The organism is Actinomadura macrotermitis (assembly GCF_009604375.1).
Classification (GTDB): domain Bacteria; phylum Actinomycetota; class Actinomycetes; order Streptosporangiales; family Streptosporangiaceae; genus Spirillospora; species Spirillospora macrotermitis.
Map to the genome: position 1 here is coordinate 829,246 of NZ_WEGH01000004.1, position 20,238 is coordinate 849,483.

Here is a 20,238-nt window from a genome sequence, read left to right on the forward strand (position 1 = left end):
GCCCGGCCCCGCCCGGACGTGCGCCCGCACGTTCCAGACACCTCTGGCGCGGGTGGATCCTTACCCCACGACCTGTGTGTTCTGGGCCGCGGCGATCTTCCACTCGCCGCCCTCCTTCGCCAGGATGTAGAAGGGACGGCCCTCGGGCAGGCCGGGCCGCGGCTCACCGCCGGGGCCGACCGGCCGCTGGTGGACGTTCACGGCCGCCACGTCGGGGCGGACAAACAGGACGCGCACCACCTCGTAGGTGGCCGTCCCCTCCTTCATCGCCCCCGGCAGCACCTTGTGGGTGAACTCGGAGATGGTGTCCCAGCCCGACAGGCGCATGCCGTGGCCGGTGGTCCACACCGGGTCCCGCCTGCTGAACAGCTCCATGAACGCGCCGGGCAGCTCGTTCTGCTGGGCGTGCTGGACCTTGGCGACCAGGGCGGTGATCGCCTCGACGTCGGCCTGCCGGTCGCCGTCGGCTCCGAAGACCTCGATGCTCATGATGTCCCCACCTTCCGGGGTTCAGCGGTAGGAGCCGGTGCGCACGTCGGCGACGGCGCCGGCGCGGGAGGGGCGCCACCCCAGCCGGTCGCGGGCCGCGGCGCCGCTGACGGACTGGTCGAGCGCGAGCGCGTCGGCGAACAGCTCGCCGAGTTCGGCGCGGGCCTCCTCCAGCGGCCAGACCTCCGGCTCGCCGGAGACGCCGGCCGCCTCGCCCGCGGCGGCGGCGAGGTCCCGGACGGGGACGGCGGACTCGGCCACGCCGTGCCACAGCGTGCCGGCGGGCGCGCGCTCCGCGACCGCGACGAACAGCTCGGCGAGGTCGTCGGCGTGGACCGACGGCCAGCGCACCGCCAGGTTCCCGACGACGCGCGGCGCGCCGTTCTTGCGGGCCAGCTCGACCAGCAGGGCGGGGATGCCGCCGCCGCGCCCGTGCGCGATGCCGGGGCGGATCACGGCGGCGCGCACGCCGTCCTCGGCGGCGGCGAGCACCTGGCGCTCGATGCCCGGCCGGTAGCCGACGATCGGGAGCGGGTCGGTCGGCGACTCCTCGTCGGCGGTCGCGTCCCCGGTGGCGCCGAGGACCCAGATGCCGCTGGTGTAGACGAACGCCCGGCCGGTGCCGCGCAGCGGCGCGAGCAGCGCCTCGACGGCCGCCGCGTCGGCGTCCGCGTCGCCGAGGGGCGTCGCCAGGTGGATCACCGCGTCGATGTCGGGAGTGACCGCCGCGGTGAGCGAGGCGGGGTCGGCCAGGTCGCCGGTGCGGCGCTCGCGGCCGCCCGCGGGACCCTCGGTCCCGGGACGGGCCAGCTCCACGACCTCGTGCCCGGCGGCGGTCAGTGCCTCGGCGGCGGCCGTGCCCAGGTAGCCGGCGGCGCCGATGAGAAGAGTACGCATGATCAAACCTCCATCAAAAACTTCGATGTCGAAACTTTAACCACAAGATCCAGCAAACGTCAAACACTTCGACGTCGAAGAGTTAGAGTGGGCGCATCGGCACGGCGAAGGGATGCGGATGGACGGCACCGAGGACGGCGTGGACATGATCCTTCAGCAGTGGCAGACGGTCAGGCCCGGCCTGGACTGCTCCCCGATGGGCGTCGTCGGGCGCCTGTCGCGGGCGTCGCGGCTGCTGGAGCGGGGGGTCAAGGAGGAGTTCGCGCGGCACGGGCTGGAGCCGTGGGAGTTCGACGTCCTGGCCACCCTGCTGCGCTCGGGCCCGCCGCACACGCTGACCGCCGGCGAGCTCAGCACCGCGTCGATGGTGAGCTCGGCCGCCCTCACCAACCGGGTCGACCGGCTGGTGGACAAGGGCCTGGTCGACCGCGCGGTGGACCCGGCGCACCGCCGCCGCGTGCTGGTCTCCCTGACCGAGCGGGGGATGCGCCTGGTCGACGACGCGCTCGGCCACCACCTCGCCAACGAGCGGCGGCTCCTGGAGGGCCTGTCCGCGGCCGACCGCGAACAGCTCACGGACCTGCTGCGCCGCCTGCTGGTCTCCCTCGGCGACACCGGGCGCGCGGAACCGGACCGCTGAGCCCGGCGGCTCGAATGATCTACGCGCGGCGCGCCCCGGCTCGCCCGGCCCGGGCACGCGCGCGCCGCGCGGCCGGTAGCGTTGGGCGACGTGCCCGCCCCTGAACTGCTGAACGACAGCGCTACCGCGATTCCCGACATCGGCCCCCTGCTCGCCGCCGCCGTAGCGGCGATCGGCGGCGCCGAGCGCCCCGGCCAGGTCCGGATGGCCGAGGCCGTCGCGCACGCGATCGAGACCGGCGAGCACGTCGCCGCCCAGGCCGGGACCGGCACCGGCAAGTCGCTGGCCTACCTGATCCCGGCGATCCGGCACGCGATGCGCAAGAACACCACCGTGGTCGTGTCCACCGCGACGATCGCGCTGCAGCGCCAGCTGGTCGACCGCGACCTGCCCCGGCTCGCCGAGGCGCTGCGCCCGCTGCTCGGCCGGGAGCTGAAGTTCGCGATCCTGAAGGGCCGCCGCAACTACCTGTGCCTGCACCGGGTGCAGACCGGCGCGCCCGAGGACCCCGAGGACGGCCCCGGCCTGTTCGACCCGCAGCAGCTGTCCACGCTCGGCCGCCAGGTCAAGCGGCTGAACGAGTGGGCCGAGGAGACCACCACCGGCGACCGCGACGAGCTCGTCCCCGGGGTGGGCGAGCAGGCGTGGCGGCAGGTCGCGGTGACCGCCCGCGAGTGCCTCGGCGCGGCGCGCTGCCCGCAGGGCACCGAGTGCTTCGCCGAGCTGGCCCGCGCCGAGGCCGGCGAGGCGCACATCGTCGTCACCAACCACGCGCTGCTGGCGATCGACGCGCTGGAGGAGTTCCAGGTCCTGCCCGAGCACGACGTGGTGATCGTGGACGAGGCGCACGAGCTGGTCGACCGGGTCACCTCCGTCGCGACCGGCGACCTGTCGGGGCCGGGCGTGGAGGCCGCCGCGCGGCGCTGCGGGCGGCTGGTGGAAGAAGGCGTCGCGGCCCGGCTGACCGAGGCCGGCGAGGCGCTCGGCGCCCTGCTGGAGGACGCCCCCGCCGGGCGGATGGACGTGCTGCCGCCCGCGCTCGGCACCACCCTGGCCGTCGTCCGCGACGCCGCGCACGCCTGCCTCACCGCGATCGGGCCGGAGAACAAGGACCAGGACCCCGCCGACGCCGGCGCCCGCAAGGCCGCCCGGTCCGCGCTGGAGGAGCTGCACGACACCGCCGGGCGGACGCTGGAGTCGTTCAAGCCCGAGATCTCCGCGCGCTTCGACGTCGTCTGGGTCGACCAGCCGTTCGCGCCCGAGGGCCGGCCGAAGCGCCCGCCGACGCTGTACGTCGCGCCGATCGGCGTCGGCGGCCTGCTGCGCACCACGCTGTTCGAGCAGCGCACCGCCATCCTGACGTCGGCGACGCTGACGCTCGGCGGCTCGTTCGAGCCGCTCGCCCGCCAGTGGGGCCTGCCGTCGCTGGAGCAGGCCGCGCCGCGCGACGCCAAGGCCGCCGCCGAGGGCCTCGCGCACACCGCGACCAAGGACGACTCCACCGACGACAAGCTGGTCTGGACGGGCCTGGACGTCGGCTCGCCGTTCGACCACCCGAAGGCGGGCATCCTGTACGTCGCCCGGCATCTGCCCGCGCCGGGCCGCGACGGCCTCTCCGACGCCTACCTGACCGAGATCACCGAGCTGATCGAGGCGGCGGGCGGCCGCACGCTCGGGCTGTTCTCCTCGATGCGCGCGGCCCGCCAGGCCGCCGACGAGCTGGCCGGCCACCTGACGCACCCGCTGCTCTGCCAGGGCGAGGACTCCACCTCGCTGCTGGTCAAGCAGTTCGCCGAGGAGGAGCGCACGTCGCTGTTCGGCACGCTGTCGCTCTGGCAGGGCGTGGACGTGCCGGGCCCGTCGCTGCAGCTGGTCATCATGGACCGCATCCCGTTCCCGCGCCCCGACGACCCGGTCCAGTCGGCGCGCCAGCGCGCGGTCGCGGCGCACGGCGGCAACGGCTTCATGGCGGTCGCCGCCACGCACGCCGCGCTGCTGCTCGCGCAGGGCGCGGGCCGCCTGCTGCGGTCGATGGACGACCGGGGCGTGGTCGCGGTCCTCGACCCGCGGCTGGCGACGGCCCGCTACGGCGGCTTCCTGAAGAACTCGCTGCCGCCGTTCTGGGCCACCACCGACCCGCAGGTCGTGCGGGGCGCGCTGCGCCGCCTGGACGAGGCGGCGGGCGGGAAGGGCTAGCGGCGGATCGTCTCCAGGAAGTCGCCGATGCGGCCGATGGCCTCCTCCAGCTCGTCGGCGTACTGCAGGGTGACGACGCGGAAGTGGTCGTGGGCGGGCCAGTTGAAGCCCGTCCCCTGCACGACCAGGATGTTCTGCTGCTCCAGCAGGTCGAGCGCGAACCGGGCGTCGTCCACGATCGGGTACATCTGCGGGTCGAGCCGGGGGAAGACGTACAGCGCGCCCTGCGGCCGCACGCAGCTCACGCCGGGCAGGTCGTTGAGCAGCTTGGCGGCGCGGTCGCGCTGCTCGCCGAGCCGGCCCGTCGGCAGCACCAGCTCGTCGATGCTCTGGTGGCCGCCGAGCGCCGCCTGGATGGCGTGCTGGCCGGGGACGTTCGGGCAGAGCCGCATGTTGGCCAGGATGTCCAGGCCCTCGATGTAGGACTCGGCGTGCTCCTTCGGCCCCGACAGCACGACCCAGCCGGACCGGAAGCCCGCGACGCGGTAGTTCTTGGACAGCCCGCCGAAGGTGAGGCAGAGCAGGTCGGGGGCGAGCGAGGCGATCGAGGTGTGCGCGGCCTCGTCGTACAGGATCCGGTCGTAGATCTCGTCGGCGAAGATCAGCAGGCCGTGCCGGCGGGCGACCTCGACCAGCCGCTCCAGCACCGGGCGCGAGTAGACGGCGCCGGTCGGGTTGTTCGGGTTGATGATCACCAGCGCCCGGGTGCGCTCGGTGATCTTGGCCTCGATGTCCTCGACCGAGGGCTGCCAGCCGTTCTGCTCGTCGCACAGGTAGTGCACCGGGGTGCCGCCGCACAGCGACGCGGCCGCCGTCCACAGCGGGTAGTCCGGCGCCGGGATCAGCACCTGGTCGCCGTCGTTCAGCAGCGCCTGCAGCGTCATCACGATCAGCTCGGACACGCCGTTGCCGAGGTAGACGTCCTCCACGTCCACCCCGGCGATGCCCTGGTCCTGGTAGCGCTGCACGACGGCGCGCCGCGCGGGCAGGATGCCCTTGGAGTCGCTGTAGCCGTGCGCGTCCGGCAGATTGCGGATCATGTCCTGGAGCAGCTCGGGCGGCGCCTCGAAGCCGAACGGGGCGGGGTTGCCGATGTGCAGCTTGAGGATGCGGTGCCCGGCCTCCTCCAGCTGCCTGGCGCGCTTCAGCACCGGCCCGCGGATGTCGTAACAGACGTTGGTGAGCTTGCCCGACTGGGTGACCTGCATGGACACACCATATCCGGGCCCGATCACGGCGTGGCGGACGGACCGCCGAGCGCACCGGCCACTCCCCAGCCGAGCAGGAGGCCGAGCAGCAGCCCGGCCGCGGCGCCCGCCGGCGTCGCCGGCCAGGTGCGCGGCCCGGGCTCGCGCGCCGCCAGCGCCAGGCAGCCGGGCAGCACGATCGTGCCCGCCAGCAGCAGCATCGCGTAGACCACATCGCGCAGGTCGGCGCGGAGCGAGCCGGCCAGCACGGCCAGCAGCGCGACCGCGCCGAACCCGACCGCCGGCGCGGTCGCGGCGCGCCCCCCGGCCACGACCGGCCCGAGGACGACCACCACGCCCAGCATCATGATCGCGCCCGCCATGGCGAGGTCGGCGCGGCCGCCGAACGCGCCGGACACCACCGCCCCGGCCGCGACGGCGGCGACCGCGCCGCCGATGATGACCCGCGACTCCGAGGGGCCGCCGGACCCGGTCCGGCGCAGCACGGCGTGCAGCGGGACCAGCAGGCCGGCCGCCGCCACGGCCGGGCCCGGCGTGGCGCCGGCCGCGAGGCCGTGCAGGCCCGCCGCCGGGAACAGCGCGCTCAGCAGCCGCACGCACCAGGCGGCGGCCGCGAGGCCGAGCACGGTGCCGGCGGCGCCGGCCGCGAGGGCCTCGGCGGCGGCGAGGGCGCGGATGCGGCCGGCCGCGACGCCGCGGGCGCGCAGCCGCGCCGTCTCGCGGGCGCGCTGCGCGGCGGTGCCCGTGCAGGCGCGGTGCACCCCGAACGCCGCCACCAGCAGCGCGACGCCGCCGAACCCGGCGAGCACCGACCGCAGGCCGCTCGGCACCGTGCCGTCGACGACCTCGGCGTCACCGAGCGCGAGGGTGCCGGCGAGGAAGGCGACGGCGAGCATCACCGCACCGGCCAGGCCCGCGATGCGCCGCCGGCGCCCCCACAGCTCCCGCGCGACCCCGCCGTAGACCTCGGCGCGCGCCGCGCCGGGACCCACGTGCGCGACGACCGTGCCGCCCCGCGCCTCCATGACCGACCTTCGTGCCTCTGCCGCATTGCCCATACAGAAGATCGTCGGCCGACGGCACCCCCTGCGTCGTCGGGCCGGAAGAGACACCGCCCCTGCGCCATGAGGCGCATCCGCATGGCACCGCCTACGCCCGGCGGCGTACGGCACACGGGCGCGACCGGAGGCTGCGGCGCTCGCCGCCAGGCCTGTTAGCGCGACGGCAGACGGACGGCAGGGCGCTGGTAGGGGCGGCGCGCACGATGGGGCGTCCGTTGTCGAGCCCTCCCAGGAGGCGTCATGGTCAAATCCGTCCTGTCCATCGGTGAGCGGTTGCTCACCACGGTGCTGCCGGGCGCGGACGCGTCGGCCTGCTGTCCGCCGGACTGCTGGACCGAGGCGCACTGCGCCGGGAGCTGCGTCGTGTCGTGCCGCTACTGCTACAACTGCCGGTGCGAGGCCGTCAACCGCGGCTGCTCCTACGACTGCGGCCGTTCCGTCCCCTGCTGATCCGATGAGGTCCCGGGGCGGCCGGCCCGCCCCGGGACCGTCCCGGGAGTGCCCTCATGGGTTATCTGATCCTCGCCTGCCAGTGCCTGCTGGCCGGGGTGTTCGCGGTGTCGGCGGCGAGCAAGCTGCCCGTCCCCGCGTTCGGCCGCGCGGGCGCGTTCGACGACTTCGCCTGGTCGCTGCGGCGGCTGCGGCTCGTCCCGCCGCAGCGGGCGAAGGCGGTCGCGGCGGTGGTCGTGGCGGCCGAGGCGGCCGCCGCCGTCCTGCTCTGCCTGCCCTCGGCGGCCGGGCCGGTCGCCGCCGCCGCGCTGCTGTCGGTCCTGTCGGCCGGGATCGCGGTGAGCCTCGCACGCGGCGACCGGGTGCCGTGCCGCTGCTTCGGGGCGTCGGAGGCGCCGCTCGGCGCCGCGCACCTGATCCGCAACGGCCTGCTGCTGGCGGCGGCGGTGACCGCCACCGCCGGCCGCCTCGCCGGCCCCGTCCACCTGGGCCACCCCGCCGGGGTGACGGTGGCGCTCGCCGGGGCCGCCCTCGGCCTCGTCCTCGTCCTGCTGTTCGACGACCTGACCTCGCTGTTCGCCCGAAGCTAGGAGCCCCCATGCCCTATCTCGCCGCCGCCGTCGTCCTGCTCGGCGCCCTCACCGTCTTGAACCTGCTGCTCACCGTCACCATCATCCGGCGGCTGCGCGACCAGCCGCAGCACGACCACGACCGCGACGAGGCCGCCGCGCTGCCGTTCAGCCTGCTGGAGACCGGGACGCCGGTGCCCGCCGTCCAGGCCGCCGACCTCGCCGGGCGGCCCGTCGACTTCACCGGCGGCACCACCGTGGTCGGGTTCTTCTCCGGCTCCTGCCAGTCCTGCCGCGCCCACGTCGAGCCGTTCCTGGCCTACGTGCGGGGCCGGGCCGTCACCGACGCGGTCGCGGTGGTGAGCGGCGACGCCGCCGAGGGCGCGGACCTGGTCGCCGCGCTGCGCGAGCACGTCCGGGTGGTCGCCGAACCCGCCGACGGGCGGCTCGCGGCGGCGTTCAAGGTCGGGGTGTTCCCGACCTTCTACCTGGTCGGGCCGGACGCCACGGTCGCGGCCGGGCACACCAGCATCCGGGCGCTGCCCGCGCCGGTGGCCGCGTGACCGGTGCGCCGCGGGGCGGCGCCCGCGGCGCCGCCCGGCGCCTGCCGGGGCTGCTCCGGCTCACCTGGCGGGCGGCCCCGGCGGCCGCCACCGGCCACCTCGCCGTGGTCGCGGCCGGCGGGCTCGTCCCGCCGGCGGCGGCCTGGGTCACCAAGCTGCTGCTCGACCGGCTCACCGGCGGCGGCGCGGTGCTCGCGCCGGTCCTCGCGCTCGCCGTGCTCGGCGCGGTGCTGGCGATGACCTCGCACCTCACCCGGTACCTGGACGCGCAGGTCCGCCGCGAGGTGGGCCTGGCGATGCAGGACCGGCTGTTCGCCTCGGTGAACGCCTTCACCGGCGTGCGGCGCTTCGAGGACCCGCGGTTCCTGGACCGCATCCGGATGGCGCAGCAGGCGGGCCAGACCACCCCCATGCAGCTGGTGTCGGCGGTCTTCATGGGGGTGCAGAGCGCGCTCACGCTCGCCGGGTTCGTCACGGCGCTGCTGGTGATCAGCGCGCCGATGACCGCGTTCGTGCTGGTCTCGGCGCTGCCGCTGCTGCTCGTCGAGCTGCGCCTGGCGCGGCGGCGGGCGGAGTTCCTGTGGGGCACCAGCCCGGCGGCGCGGCGGCAGGGCCTGTTCGCCGGGCTGCAGACCGACGTGCGCGCCGCGACCGAGATCCGGCTGTACGGGCTCGGCGGCTGGTTCCGCGAGCGGATGCTCGGCGAGACCCGCGCGATCAACCGCGCCGAGCGGACGCTGGACCGGCGGGTGCTCGGCGGCCAGGGCGGCCTCGCGCTCGCGGGCGCGCTGGTGGCGGGCGCGGGCCTGGTGTGGGCGGTGCTGCGGGTGCGCGCGGGCGTCCTCACCGTCGGCGACATCGCGCTGTTCGCGGCGGCGGTCGGCGGCACGCAGGGGTCGCTGGAGGGCATCGTCGCGCGCGCCGCCGACGGCTACCAGGCGCTGCTCGTGCTCGCCCACTACGAGGCGGTGGTGAACGCCGGGCCCGACCTGCCGGCGCCCGCCGTCCGCCGCCGCGCGCCGGAGCTGCGCGCGGGCATCGAGCTGCGGGACGTGTGGTTCCGGTACGCCGACGGCCACCCGTGGGCGCTGCGCGGGATCTCGCTGACGATCCCCGCCGGGCGCGCGACCGCGCTCGTCGGCCGCAACGGCGCGGGCAAGAGCACCCTGGTCAAGCTGCTCTGCCGGCTGTACGACCCGACCCGCGGCGCCATCCTGTGGGACGGCGTGGACCTGCGCGACATCCCGCCCGAGGAGCTGCGCGAGCGGATCGGCGCGGTGTTCCAGCACCCGGTCGGCTACGACCTGACGGCGCGGGAGAACATCGGCATCGGCGACCTGTCCGCCCTGCACGACCTGGACCGCATCCGCGCGGCGGCGGTGCGCGCGGGCGTCGACGCCAAGCTGGCGGGCCTGCCCGACGGCTACGACACGATGCTCGGCCGGGAGTTCTTCAGCGACTCCGACGCCGACGGGGTCATGCTGTCGGGCGGCCAGTGGCAGCGGGTGGCGCTGGCGCGGGCGTTCCTGCGCGACGCCCGCGACCTGCTCGTCCTGGACGAGCCGGGCACCGGCCTCGACGCCGCCGCCGAGCACGCCGTGCACCGGCGGCTGCGCGAGCACCGCGCGGGCCGCACCAGCCTGCTGATCTCGCACCGGCTGAGCGCGGTCCGCGACGCCGACGCCATCGTGGTGCTGGCGGGCGGGGAGGTGGCCGAGACCGGCGACCACGCGGCGCTGATGCGCGCCGGCGGCGAGTACGCCGGGCTGTTCCGGCTGCAGGCCGACGGCTACCGCCTCGACGACACCGAGGAAGACCCCGCCGCCGGCCCCTCACCCCTCACGGCGCGATAGCCGCCGCACCGCCACGCCGAGCACGCCGTCCAGCGGGAAGTACCCCCACTGCCGCGAGTCGGCGCTGCGGGCGCCGTCGCCGAGCACCACCACCTTGCCCGGCGGCACCAGCGGGTCGGGCACGGCCGGGCGCACCCGTTCGGGGACCGGGTCGCCCGGCAGCGCCGCGACGCGCTTGACGAACCAGCGCGTCGTCGCCAGGCCGCCGGCGGGCGGGTCGTGCGGCCCGGCGAGCACCACCACGTCCCCCCGCCGCACGCTCCGGCGCCGCAGCACCAGCACCCGGTCGCCGCTCACGTAGGTCGGCTCCATGCTCGGGCCGCCCACGGTGACCACCACCAGCCGGCGGCGGGCCGCGGCGAGGGCCGCGCCGGCCGCGAGGGCCGTGCCGGCCGCCGTTCCGCTCACCCACAGCAGCACGCTCATCGTGTTCAGTATCGGGGGGTTCCGGGGTCTCGGCAAAGATCGATTTCGGGCGCATGATGCAGAGCGGGAGGGCGCACGATCACCCCCGCCGCGCCCTGGAACTCAGGAGATCCCGATGATGTTCCATGTTCTCGGTCCCGTCGAGATCCGGCACGAGGGACGTTCCCTGCGCCCGGCCGGCTCGCACCAGCGGACCGTCCTCGCCCTGCTGCTGCTGAACGCCGACCGTCCCGTCCCGCTCGCCCGCGTCATCGAGGCCGTGTGGGGCGACCGGGCCCCGCGCACCGCGACCGCCAAGGTCCACAACCTGGTCTGCGGGCTGCGCAAGCTCATCGCCGGTTGCCTCGGCCCCGCCGAGGCCACCCGGATCATCGCCACCCGCGCCCCCGGCTACCTCGCCCAGCCGGGCCCCGGGCGGCTCGACCTCGCCGAGTTCGAGCACCGCTGGTGCCTCGCCCGCGCGCACGAGCGCGCCGGGCGCCCCGAGCCCGCCCGCGCCGAGCTCGCCACCGCCCTGGACCTGTGGCGCGGCACCGCGCTCGGCGACGTCGCGGCCCCGCTCGCGGACGCGATGGGACCGGTCCTGGAAGAGCGGCGGCTCACCGCGCTGGAGGAGCGCATCGCCCTGGACCTGCGCCTCGGCCGGCACGCCGACCTGGTGTCGGAGCTGTCGGCGCTGCTGGCCGCGCATCCCTTCCGGGAGGGGCTGCGCGGCCAGATGATGACGGCGTTACGGCAGGCCGGGCGTCCGGCCGAGGCCCTCGCGGTCTACCGGCAGGGGCGGCGGCTGATGACCGAGGAACTCGGCCTGGAACCGGGCGCCGAGCTGCGCCGGCTGCACGAGTCGATCCTGGCCGGCCGGGCGGACGACCGGCCGGCCGCCCGGACGCGCCCCGCCGCGCCCGTCCGGCCGGTGCCGACGCAGCTGCCGCGCGACGACGCCGGGTTCACCGGCCGGCGGGCCGCCGTCGCCGCGCTCGCGGCGGCGCTCGCCGGGCCGGGCCGGATGGCGCCGGTGGCGGTCGTGTCCGGCATGCCGGGCATCGGCAAGACGACCCTGGCGGTGCACGCGGCGCACCGGCTGCGCGACCGCTTCCCCGACGGGCAGCTCTACCTGGAGCTGCGCGGCTCGTCCGCCCGGCCGGTGCCGCCGGGCGACGCGCTGCGCCGCCTCATCCGGGCGCTCGGCGCGGCTCCCCCGCCCACCGGCTCCTCGGACGAGCTCGCCGCGCTGTACCGGACGGCGCTCGCCGGCCGGCGGATGCTGATCGTCCTGGACGACGCGGCGGCCGAGGGGCAGGTGCGGCCGCTGCTGCCCGGCGGCCCGGGCTGCGCGGTGCTGGTCACCTCCCGCCGGGCGCTCGCCGCGCTGGACGCCGACACCCGGCTGCCGCTGGAGGTGTTCTCCCGCGCCGAGTCGCTGGAGTTCCTGGCGCGCGCGGCGGGCGGCGCGGCGATCCGCCGCGAGGCGGGCGCGGCCCGGCTGCTCGCCGGGCTCTGCGGCGACCTGCCGCTCGCGCTGCGGATCGTCGCGGCCAAGCTGACCGCGCACCCCCAGCACGGCCCGGGCGAGCTCGCCCGGCGCCTGGCCGCGGCCCCGCTGCTGCTCGACGAACTGTGCATCGGCGACCTGGACGTGCGCACCCGGCTGGACGCCCACCTGCGCCGCTCCCCCCGGGACCAGCGCGCCAGCCTGCGGGTGCTCGCGCGCGCCGGGCGGCGGCCGTTCTCGCTGCCGTCGGCGGCGGTCGCGCTCGCCACCGACCCGGCCGACGCCGCGCGCCGCCTGGAGGCGCTCGGCGAGGCGCACCTGGTGTCGTTCGGCAGCGACGCCCGGTACCGCATCCATCCGCTGGTACGCGCGCTGACCGGCCAGGACGCGGCCCGCGACGGACGATTGTGACGTGGCCGACATACATGCAGGCTTGCTTGCTTGTATGTCGGGCACGTACTTTTCGGGTGTGTCAGTAAGTACTCGCCGACGCCATGCCCGCCGCCGCAGCGGATCCGGCCGCCGCACCCAGGAGGAGCGCCGCTCCAGCACCCGCGCGCTGCTGCTGGACGCCACCATGGAGTGCCTGGTCGACCTCGGCTGGTCGGGCACCTCCACCACCGAGGTCGCCCGCCGGGCGGGCGTGTCGCGCGGCGCCCAGCAGCACCACTACCCGACCAAGATGGAGCTGGTCGGGGCCGCGGTGGAGCACATGCTGGAAGCGCAGCGGCTCGCCTACGAGACCGCGTTCGCGATCCTGCCCAAGGAGCGCCGCAACGTGGCGGGCGCGCTGGACCTGCTGTGGGAGGTCTTCCGCAGCCGCCCCGCGCGCGCGCTGATGGAGCTGGCCGTGGCCGCGCGCACCGACGAGGAGCTGCGGCCGTTCTGCCTGGACCTCAACGAGCGGATCCTGGAGATGATCCTGGAGACGTTCGAGCGGCTGTTCCCCGCGAACACGCTGCCCGAGGACGCCGTCCCGACGATGCTGCGCGGCCTGTTCGCGATGTTCGTCGGCCTGTCGATCCAGAACGCGCTGGACGACGACGCGGCCGGGCGCCAGCGGGAAGTGCTGACACAGATCAAGAACATCGCCCGGCTGATCGTCCCCGACGGAGGGGCGCCCGTCCCCGCACCGGGCGCCGCCCCCGAGCCCGCCGGGCCCACCCCCCAGGGAGCATCATCATGACCAAGGCACCCACCGAGCTCGCCGAGGAAGTCCGCGAGCAGGTCAAGGACCGCAAGTCCTACTTCGGTGTCATCGACCGCCTGAACAAGGCGTCGGTGGACAAGCACTGGGAGGCCTACGCCGACATCCCCTGGGACGACCCGGAGTTCCAGATCGACAAGAACGACCCGCGCTGGGTGCTGCCGCCCTTCGACCGGCTCGGCGAGACCGCCTGGTACCGGTCGCAGCCGCCGGAGATCCAGGCGCAGATCGGCCTGTGGCGGGTGGCCACGATGATGAAGATCGGGCTGCAGTTCGAGAACCTGCTGAAGCGCGGCCTGCTCAACTACGCCTACTGGCTGCCGAACGGTCGGCCCGAGTTCCGGTACGTCTACCACGAGACGACCGAGGAATGTCACCACGGGATGATGTTCCAGGAGTTCGTCAACCGCACCGGGATGCCGATCAAGGGCATGCCGCGCGCGCTCACCGTGGTCGCGCAGCTGGCGCCGTGGATCCCGATGATCAGCACCGAGATGTTCTTCGTGTTCGTGCTCGGCGGCGAGGACCCGATCGACTACGTGCAGCGCAAGAACCTCAAGGGCGGGCACATCCAGCACCCGCTGGAGGAGCTCATCATGAAGATCCACATCGCCGAGGAGGCCCGGCACATCTCCTTCGCCCGGCACTACCTCAAGCACCGGGTGCCGCGGATGCCCCGGCCCCGGCGGCGGGCCCTCGGCCTGCTCACCCCGATCGTGCTCGGCGTGATGGCCCGGATCATGCTGGCCCCGCCCGGGGCGATGGTGCGCCGCTTCGGCATCCCCGACGAGGTGGTCCGCGAGGCGTACAAGAACGCCGAGGCGCAGGGCGAGATCCGCGCCTCCGTCGGGAAGATCCGCGACCTGATGGACGAGCTGGGCGTGATCACGCCGGTCAACAAGCAGCTGTGGAAGGCGTTCGGGATCTGGGAGGAGCCGAAGAAGCGCGGCGCCGCACGCCTGGCCAAGGCCGCCTGAGCATGGGCGGGCGAACCCTGGAGCGGTCCGCCGTCGTCACCCCGGCGGCGGGGCCCGGCGGCGCGTACAAGGCCGTCATCGTCGGCACCGGCTTCTCCGGGCTCGGCATGGCGATCGGCCTGAAGAAGGCCGGCGTGCACGACTTCGTCATCCTGGAGAAGGCGGGCGAGGTCGGCGGCACCTGGCGGGAGAACACCTATCCCGGGTGCGCCTGCGACATCATGTCGCTGCTGTACTCCTTCTCCTTCGAGCCGAAGAGCGACTGGTCGCGGATGTTCCCCAGGCAGCGCGAGCTGCTGGCGTACATCAAGGGCATCGTGGACAAGTACGACCTGGCGCAGCACATCCGGTTCGAGACCGAGGTGACCGGCGCCGAGTACGACGACGCGACCGACACCTGGCAGGTCACCGTGGCGGGCGCGGGCGCCGCGCCGGGCGAGGTCGTGCGCGGCCGGGCGCTCGCGGCCGGGATGGGCCCGCTGCACCAGCCGAGCATCCCCGACCTGCCGGGCCTGGCGTCCTTCCAGGGCACCACGTTCCACTCGGCCGAGTGGAACCACGACTACGACCTGGCCGGCAAGCGCGTCGCGGTGATCGGGACGGGCGCCTCGGCGATCCAGTTCGTGCCGCAGATCGCCAAGCGGGTCGGGTCGCTGACGCTGTTCCAGCGCACCCCGCCGTGGATCATGCCCAAGCCCGACCGGCGCGTCACCGGCGTGGAGAAGGCGCTGTTCCGCCGGGTGCCGGGCGTGCAGCGCGGCTACCGCAACGCCATCTACCTGCTGCAGGAGAGCTTCGTCCTCGGGTTCAAGAACCCCCGCCTGCTGAAGGCGGCGAGCGGCATCGCGCAGGCGCACCTGAAGAGGCAGGTCCCCGATCCGGAGCTGCGCGCCAAGCTGACGCCCGACTACACGATGGGCTGCAAGCGGACGCTGGTGTCCAGCGACTACTACCCCGCGCTGACGCGCGACAACGTGGAGCTGACCACCGCGGGGATCGCCGAGGTCCGCGAGCACTCGATCGTGGCCAGGGACGGCACCGAGTACCCGGTCGACGCGATCATCTTCGGCACCGGGTTCCACGTGACCGACGCCTTCGAGCACGCGCACATCGTCGGCCGGCACGGGCTGAGGATCCAGGACGCGTGGAAGGACGGCATCCAGGCGCACCTGGGCGTCACGGTGGCGGGCTTCCCGAACCTGTTCCTGCTGCTCGGCCCGAACTCCGGGCTCGGCCACAACTCGATGATCTTCATCATCGAGGCGCAGGTCCGCTACGTCCTGCAGTGCCTGCGGATGCTGGACGAGCGCGGCGCCGGCCGGATCGCGGTGCGCGAGAGCGTCCAGGACCGGTTCAACCGCTGGGTGCAGGACAGGTCCGCGGGCGCGGTGTGGGTCGCGGGCGGCTGCACCAGCTGGTACCTGGATGAGAACGGGGTGAACCGGGCGGCCTGGCCCGCGTCCACGGTCAACTACTGGCTGCGGACCCGGCGGCTGGACCCGGCCGACTTCCAGGTGGGCGGCGCGCCCGCCGTCATCCCGGCGGGAACGGCTGCGGCAGCCGGTACCGGCGAGTAGACTCCCCGCAATTCCACAAGTCATCCAATACCGCCGCCGCGGGGCCGGGCCACTCCCCCCGTCCCGGCCCCGCGGACCGGCATCCCCGAGCGAGCGGAGCGCCCCATGAGCATCGCGATCGTGACCGGAGGCGCGTCCGGCATCGGCCGGGCGATCGCCACGTCCCTGGTCGCCCGCGGCGACACCGTCGTGGTCACCGACATCAACGCCGCCGGCGCGCAGGCCGTCGCCGACAAGCTGAACACCCTCGGCAAGGGCAAGGCGACGGCCGCCGCGCTGGACGTCACCGACGCCGACGCGGTCGCCGACCTGTTCACCGGCGTCAAGGCCGAGCACGGCCGGCTCGACCTGGTGTTCAACAACGCGGGCATCTCCATCGGCGGCGCCGCCGAGGAGCTCACCCTCGCGCACTGGGACCGTGCCATCGACATCAACCTCAAGGGCGTGGTGCACGGCGTGCACGCCGCCTACCCGATCATGCTGGAGCAGCGGTCGGGGCACATCGTCAACACCGCCTCGCTGGCCGGCCTGGTGCCGATGCCGCTCGGCATCCCCTACACCGCCACCAAGCACGCCGTCGTCGGGCTGTCGCTCGGCCTGCGCGCCGAGGCCGCCGGGCGCGGCGTCAAGGTCAGCGTGGTCTGCCCGAGCTTCGTGGACACCCCGCTGCTCACCAACGTCAACCCCGACCTGCCGGCCACGTCGATGAGCGGCGACGCCAAGGACGACATCCAGAAGGCCGCGCCGCGCCTGTACACCGCCGAGAAGCTCGCCGCCGACATCATGCGCGGCGTCGACCGCAACAAGGCGCTGATCGTGGCTCCCGCGCACGGCCGGGCCGCCTGGCGCGGCGTGCGCCTGAACCCGGGCGCCGCCACCCGCGTCGCCGGGCTCGCCGTGAGCCGCATCCGCTCGGGCAAGTAGCCGCCGCGGCGCGTCCCCCGGCCCGTGCGGGCCGGGGGACGCGCCGTGCTCAGGTCGGCCAGGGCGCACCCTTGCGCAGGGTGTCGTAGCCGACGAAGGTGAACAGCCGCACCCCCGGCTCCAGCGGGACGGGGCACCCGCGGAACCGGTGCGCGCCGACGCCGTAGGACTGCTCCCGCGGCGGTGACACCCACTCCTGCTCGAAGCCGTTCCCGGCGAACCAGCCGAGGATGCGCGGGGTGACATCGGGCGGCCGCCGGTTGCGGGTCCACACCACCCGCGCGCCCGCCGCGCACAGCTGCGGCAGCAGCGAGATCAGCCGCTCGATGTCGGCGTCGGTGATGTTGCCGAGGACGCCGCAGAGCAGGACCAGGTCGGCGGGGACGGCGCCGGCGTAGGCGTCGCTGACCGAGGCGTCGCCGGCCACCACCTCGATCCCCTCCAGGCCCGCGCGGCGGGCGGCGTGCCGGGCGGCCCGCACGTTGGCCTCGTCCAGCTCGACCAGCCGGGCCGTGACGTCGCGGCGGCGGCGGTGCCGGGCCAGCGCGCCGATCAGGTCGCGGCCCTGCCCGGCGCATAAGCTGACGGCCCGCAGCGGCCCGGGCGGCGCGGTGTCCAGCGCCGCGGCGACGCGCTCCTGGACCGCGCGCAGCCGGCGCGACAGCGCCGAGTCCGGGTCGTCGTAGGCCCGATGCCAGGCGGCCCAGTCCCGCTGGGCCGGGATCTCGTACCGTTCCATGCGATCACCGTATTCCGCCCCGTGATCACATAGTGGAAAAGTCAACCGATGGCCGTTCCAGGCCCAGATCAGTCGTCCGGGCCGGACGTGCGCCGCCCCTCTTCCACCGTCGGCGAATGCGGATGGTGCAGGTCGAACGCCGGGCGTTCGGAGCGGATTCGCGGAATGCTCGCGAAGTTGTGCCGGGGCGGCGGGCAGGACGTCGCCCACTCCAGGGAGTTGCCGTAACCCCAGGGGTCGTCGACGTCGACCCGGGTGCCGTGCCGGGCGGTGCGGTAGACGTTGTACAGGAAGAACAGCGTGGAGACGCCGAGGATGAACGCCCCGATGCTGGACACCCGGTTCAGCGCCAGGAACTCGCGCGGGTAGTCGGCGTAGCGGCGCGGCATGCCCTCGGCGCCGAGCCAGTGCTGGACCAGGAAGGTGGTGTGGAACCCCACGAACAGGAACCAGAAATGGATCTTGCCGAGGGTGTCGTTCAGCATCTTTCCCGTCATCTTCGGCCACCAGAAGTAGAAACCGGCGAACATCGCGAAGACGACCGTCCCGAAGACCACGTAGTGGAAGTGCGCGACGACGAAATAGGAGTCCTGCACCTGGAAGTCCAGCGGCGGCGACGCCAGGATGATCCCGGTCAGCCCGCCGAACAGGAACGTCACCAGGAACCCCACCGCGAACAGCATCGGCGACTGCAGGCTGATCCGGCCGCGCCACATCGTGCCGACCCAGTTGAAGAACTTCACCCCGGTCGGCACCGCGATGAGGAAGGTCATGAAGGAGAAGAACGGCAGCAGGATCTGGCCGGTGGTGAACATGTGGTGCGCCCACACCGCCATCGACAGCCCGGCGATGAGGATCGTCGCGCCGACCATGCCGAAGTACCCGAACAGCGGCTTGCGGCTGAACACCGGGATCACCTCGGTGATGATCCCGAAGAACGGCAGCGCGATGATGTAGACCTCGGGATGGCCGAAGAACCAGAACAGGTGCTGCCAGAGCAGCGCGCCGCCGAGCTCGGGGTCGAACACGTGCGCGCCGAACCGCCGGTCGGCCTCCAGCACCAGCAGCGCCGCCGCCAGGATCGGGAAGGCCAGCAGCACCAGCAGGCTGGTCAGCATGATGTTCCAGGTGAAGATCGGCATCCGGAACATCGTCATGCCGGGCGCGCGCATCCCGATGATGGTGGTGATGAAGTTGACGCCGCCGAGGATGGTGCCGAACCCCGACAGCGCCAGCCCCATGATCCACAGGTCGGCGCCGGCGCCGGGGGTGCGGATCGAGCTGGTCAGCGGGGAGTAGGCGGTCCAGCCGAAGGACGCCGCGCCGCCGGGCGTGACGAACGACAGGAACACGATCAGCCCGCCGAACAGGAACAGCCAGTAGCTCAGCATGTTCAGCCGCGGGAACGCCACGTCCGGCGACCCGATCTGCAGCGGCATGATCACGTTGGCGAACCCGACGAACAGCGGGGTGGCGAACAGCAGCAGCATCACCGTGCCGTGCATGGTGAACAGCTGGTTGAACTGCTCGTTGCTGACCAGCTGGTGCCCCGGCTCGGCCAGCTCGGCCCGGATGACCATGGCCATCAGCCCGGCCAGCAGGAAGAAGACGAACGAGGTGATCAGGTACAGGTAGCCGATCACCTTGTGGTCGGTCGTGGTCAGCCAGTTCACCAGCACCGAGCCCCGGGGGCGCGGCCGCGGCGGCGCCTCCGGGAGCGTGCGGCCGAGAAGTACCATGCCGGGCTCCCTGCGGACGGGGACGCCCTCCACTATTCGCCGCCGTCCCACCGGACGCAAGACTCCGCCCCGTTGTGGCCGCATACGCTGGCCCCTGTGGAATCGATCCTGGTCAGCTCCTGTCTGCTCGGCCGTCCGGTGCGCTACGACGGCGCCGGCAAGCCGGTGCGCGACGCGTTGTTCGAGGGCTGGCGCGCCGAGGGGCGGCTGGTCCCGTTCTGCCCGGAGGTCGCGGGCGGCCTGCCGGTCCCCCGGCCGCCCGCCGAGATCGTCGGCGGCGGCGGGGCGGAGGTGCTGGACGGCACCGCCCGGGTCGTCACCGACACCGGCGCGGACGTGACCGGCGCCTTCCTGCGCGGGGCGCGGCTCGCCCTGGACACGGCGCGGCGCGCGGGCGCCCGCGTCGCGATCCTGAAGGAGGGCAGCCCGTCGTGCGGCAGCCACCGCGTCCACGACGGCACGTTCTCGGGCCGCAAGGTCGCGGGCGACGGCGTCACCGCGGCGCTGCTGGAACGCGAGGGCATCCGCGTCTTCAGTGAGGACGAACTGCCCGCCGTGGCGGCCTTCCTCTCCTCCTAGGGCACCTCCCGGTACCCGCCGGGGGTGTGAGATCATCCGTTGCGATGGGCCCCTGGTCGATGGTGCGCTGGGTGCGCGCGGCGAGCTTCGCCGCCACGTGCGCCGGCCTCGCCACGCTCGGGCACGTGGCCGGCGGCGGATGCTTCCGCGCGCCCGCCGTGCTGGCCGGCTTCCTGCTCGTCCTCGCGCCCGCGCTCGCGCTGACCGGCCGGGAGCGCACCCTGCGCTCGATCCTGCCCGCGACCGCCCTGGCCCAGGTCCTGCTGCACGTGCTGCTCGGCCAGGCCGCCGGCCACCACGCGATGCCGGCCCCGCCGATCACCGTCAGCCCCGACCCGATGGGCGCGATGCACTACGCGGGCTCCCCGGGCCCGGCGATGCTGCTCATGCACGCGGTGGGCGTGCTGGTCAGCGCGGCGTGGCTGGAGTGGGGCGAGGCACGGCTGTGCGCCCTGGTCCGGCACCTGGCCGGATGGGCGCTGCGGCCGCTGCTGCTCCTGCTCTTCCTGCCGGGCGGCCCCGGCCGCACCGGGCCGCGGACCGGCCCGCACCCGCGCCGCGACGAGCGCGCGCCCGTCCGGCTCGTCCTCCGCTACGCCGTCGTGCGGCGGGGCCCGCCGGGAGCAGTCCCGGCCCTGGCCCCCTGACCCGC

The 20,238-nt window shown here is 74.4% G+C and carries 20 protein-coding genes; 13 read left to right on the forward strand and 7 right to left on the reverse strand.

The genetic code is table 11. The annotated features are described in order from the left end of the window. Positions 1-60: 60 nt before the first annotated feature. The gene (locus tag ACRB68_RS40665) at positions 61-489 is read right to left on the reverse strand and encodes an SgcJ/EcaC family oxidoreductase (RefSeq protein ID WP_207709890.1); all 429 of its coding nucleotides are present in this window, start codon (positions 487-489) and stop codon (positions 61-63) included. Between the two features lie 21 nt (positions 490-510). Next, on the reverse strand, positions 511-1,386 hold the full coding sequence (locus ACRB68_RS32435; protein WP_207709891.1) for an NAD-dependent epimerase/dehydratase family protein: 876 nt from the start codon (positions 1,384-1,386) through the stop codon (positions 511-513). 118 nt (positions 1,387-1,504) lie between these two features. Here ACRB68_RS32435 and ACRB68_RS32440 point away from each other — a divergent pair, with 118 nt between their 5' ends. Beyond that, positions 1,505-2,026: a MarR family winged helix-turn-helix transcriptional regulator gene (locus ACRB68_RS32440; protein ID WP_153539149.1), complete on the forward strand. Its 522-nt coding sequence runs from the start codon at positions 1,505-1,507 to the stop codon at positions 2,024-2,026. 90 nt (positions 2,027-2,116) lie between these two features. Then, positions 2,117-4,222 (forward strand): ATP-dependent DNA helicase, encoded by a 2,106-nt coding sequence (locus ACRB68_RS32445; RefSeq protein WP_328595054.1) that lies wholly within the window; start codon positions 2,117-2,119, stop codon positions 4,220-4,222. On the opposite strand, the gene ACRB68_RS32450 is transcribed toward ACRB68_RS32445, so the two are convergent. Further along, complete coding sequence (locus ACRB68_RS32450) at positions 4,219-5,430, reverse strand: pyridoxal phosphate-dependent aminotransferase (protein WP_153539151.1); 1,212 nt, start codon at positions 5,428-5,430, stop codon at positions 4,219-4,221. The genes ACRB68_RS32445 and ACRB68_RS32450 overlap by 4 nt on opposite strands. Positions 5,431-5,453: 23 nt before the next feature. Beyond that, on the reverse strand, positions 5,454-6,488 hold the full coding sequence (locus tag ACRB68_RS32455; RefSeq protein WP_153539153.1) for an FtsX-like permease family protein: 1,035 nt from the start codon (positions 6,486-6,488) through the stop codon (positions 5,454-5,456). Between the two features lie 243 nt (positions 6,489-6,731). Between ACRB68_RS32455 and ACRB68_RS32460 the strand changes: the two genes are divergently transcribed. From ACRB68_RS32460 to ACRB68_RS32475, 4 genes are read left to right on the forward strand one after another with little or no spacing between them, the layout of a single operon-like run. Then, the gene (locus ACRB68_RS32460) at positions 6,732-6,941 is read left to right on the forward strand and encodes a hypothetical protein (protein WP_153539155.1); all 210 of its coding nucleotides are present in this window, start codon (positions 6,732-6,734) and stop codon (positions 6,939-6,941) included. Positions 6,942-6,997: 56 nt separating this feature from the next. Further along, positions 6,998-7,531, forward strand: coding sequence for a MauE/DoxX family redox-associated membrane protein (locus ACRB68_RS32465; RefSeq protein ID WP_153539157.1), 534 nt, complete (start codon positions 6,998-7,000; stop codon positions 7,529-7,531). 8 nt (positions 7,532-7,539) lie between these two features. Next, positions 7,540-8,073: a TlpA family protein disulfide reductase gene (locus tag ACRB68_RS32470; RefSeq protein WP_153539159.1), complete on the forward strand. Its 534-nt coding sequence runs from the start codon at positions 7,540-7,542 to the stop codon at positions 8,071-8,073. Continuing rightward, entirely contained in the window at positions 8,070-9,926 is a 1,857-nt protein-coding gene (locus ACRB68_RS32475) for an ABC transporter ATP-binding protein (RefSeq protein ID WP_328595055.1), read from the forward strand. The genes ACRB68_RS32470 and ACRB68_RS32475 overlap by 4 nt, the downstream gene beginning before the upstream one ends. On the opposite strand, the gene ACRB68_RS32480 is transcribed toward ACRB68_RS32475, so the two are convergent. Then, positions 9,906-10,352 (reverse strand): S26 family signal peptidase, encoded by a 447-nt coding sequence (locus tag ACRB68_RS32480; protein ID WP_153539161.1) that lies wholly within the window; start codon positions 10,350-10,352, stop codon positions 9,906-9,908. The two genes, ACRB68_RS32475 and ACRB68_RS32480, sit on opposite strands and share 21 nt — an antisense overlap. 115 nt (positions 10,353-10,467) lie before the next feature. On the opposite strand from ACRB68_RS32480, the gene ACRB68_RS32485 reads away from it, so the two are divergent. From ACRB68_RS32485 to ACRB68_RS32505, 5 genes are all read left to right on the forward strand, one after another. Beyond that, complete coding sequence (locus ACRB68_RS32485; protein ID WP_194293536.1) at positions 10,468-12,255, forward strand: AfsR/SARP family transcriptional regulator; 1,788 nt, start codon at positions 10,468-10,470, stop codon at positions 12,253-12,255. A gap of 58 nt (positions 12,256-12,313) precedes the next feature. Beyond that, positions 12,314-13,030, forward strand: coding sequence for a TetR/AcrR family transcriptional regulator (locus ACRB68_RS32490; RefSeq protein ID WP_328595056.1), 717 nt, complete (start codon positions 12,314-12,316; stop codon positions 13,028-13,030). Then, positions 13,027-14,028 (forward strand): AurF N-oxygenase family protein, encoded by a 1,002-nt coding sequence (locus tag ACRB68_RS32495; protein WP_153539165.1) that lies wholly within the window; start codon positions 13,027-13,029, stop codon positions 14,026-14,028. The genes ACRB68_RS32490 and ACRB68_RS32495 overlap by 4 nt, the downstream gene beginning before the upstream one ends. Positions 14,029-14,030: 2 nt before the next feature. Continuing rightward, entirely contained in the window at positions 14,031-15,605 is a 1,575-nt protein-coding gene (locus ACRB68_RS32500) for a flavin-containing monooxygenase (RefSeq protein ID WP_153539166.1), read from the forward strand. A gap of 105 nt (positions 15,606-15,710) precedes the next feature. After that, the gene (locus tag ACRB68_RS32505) at positions 15,711-16,529 is read left to right on the forward strand and encodes an SDR family NAD(P)-dependent oxidoreductase (protein WP_153539168.1); all 819 of its coding nucleotides are present in this window, start codon (positions 15,711-15,713) and stop codon (positions 16,527-16,529) included. A 49-nt stretch (positions 16,530-16,578) separates the two neighbouring features. Here ACRB68_RS32505 and ACRB68_RS32510 read toward each other — a convergent pair whose 3' ends face one another. Both ACRB68_RS32510 and ctaD read right to left on the reverse strand, forming a co-directional pair. Continuing rightward, a complete protein-coding gene (locus tag ACRB68_RS32510) occupies positions 16,579-17,268 on the reverse strand; it encodes a class I SAM-dependent methyltransferase family protein (protein WP_153539170.1) in 690 nt (229 codons plus the stop codon). A gap of 68 nt (positions 17,269-17,336) precedes the next feature. Then, positions 17,337-19,007 carry an aa3-type cytochrome oxidase subunit I gene (gene ctaD, locus ACRB68_RS32515; protein WP_153539172.1) on the reverse strand — a complete coding sequence of 557 codons (1,671 nt, stop codon included), beginning with the start codon at positions 19,005-19,007 and terminating at the stop codon, positions 17,337-17,339. 96 nt (positions 19,008-19,103) lie between these two features. On the opposite strand from ctaD, the gene ACRB68_RS32520 reads away from it, so the two are divergent. After that, the gene (locus ACRB68_RS32520; RefSeq protein ID WP_328595057.1) at positions 19,104-19,586 is read left to right on the forward strand and encodes a DUF523 domain-containing protein; all 483 of its coding nucleotides are present in this window, start codon (positions 19,104-19,106) and stop codon (positions 19,584-19,586) included. Positions 19,587-19,630: 44 nt separating this feature from the next. Next, on the forward strand, positions 19,631-20,233 hold the full coding sequence (locus ACRB68_RS32525) for a hypothetical protein (protein WP_153539174.1): 603 nt from the start codon (positions 19,631-19,633) through the stop codon (positions 20,231-20,233). Positions 20,234-20,238 lie beyond the last annotated feature (5 nt).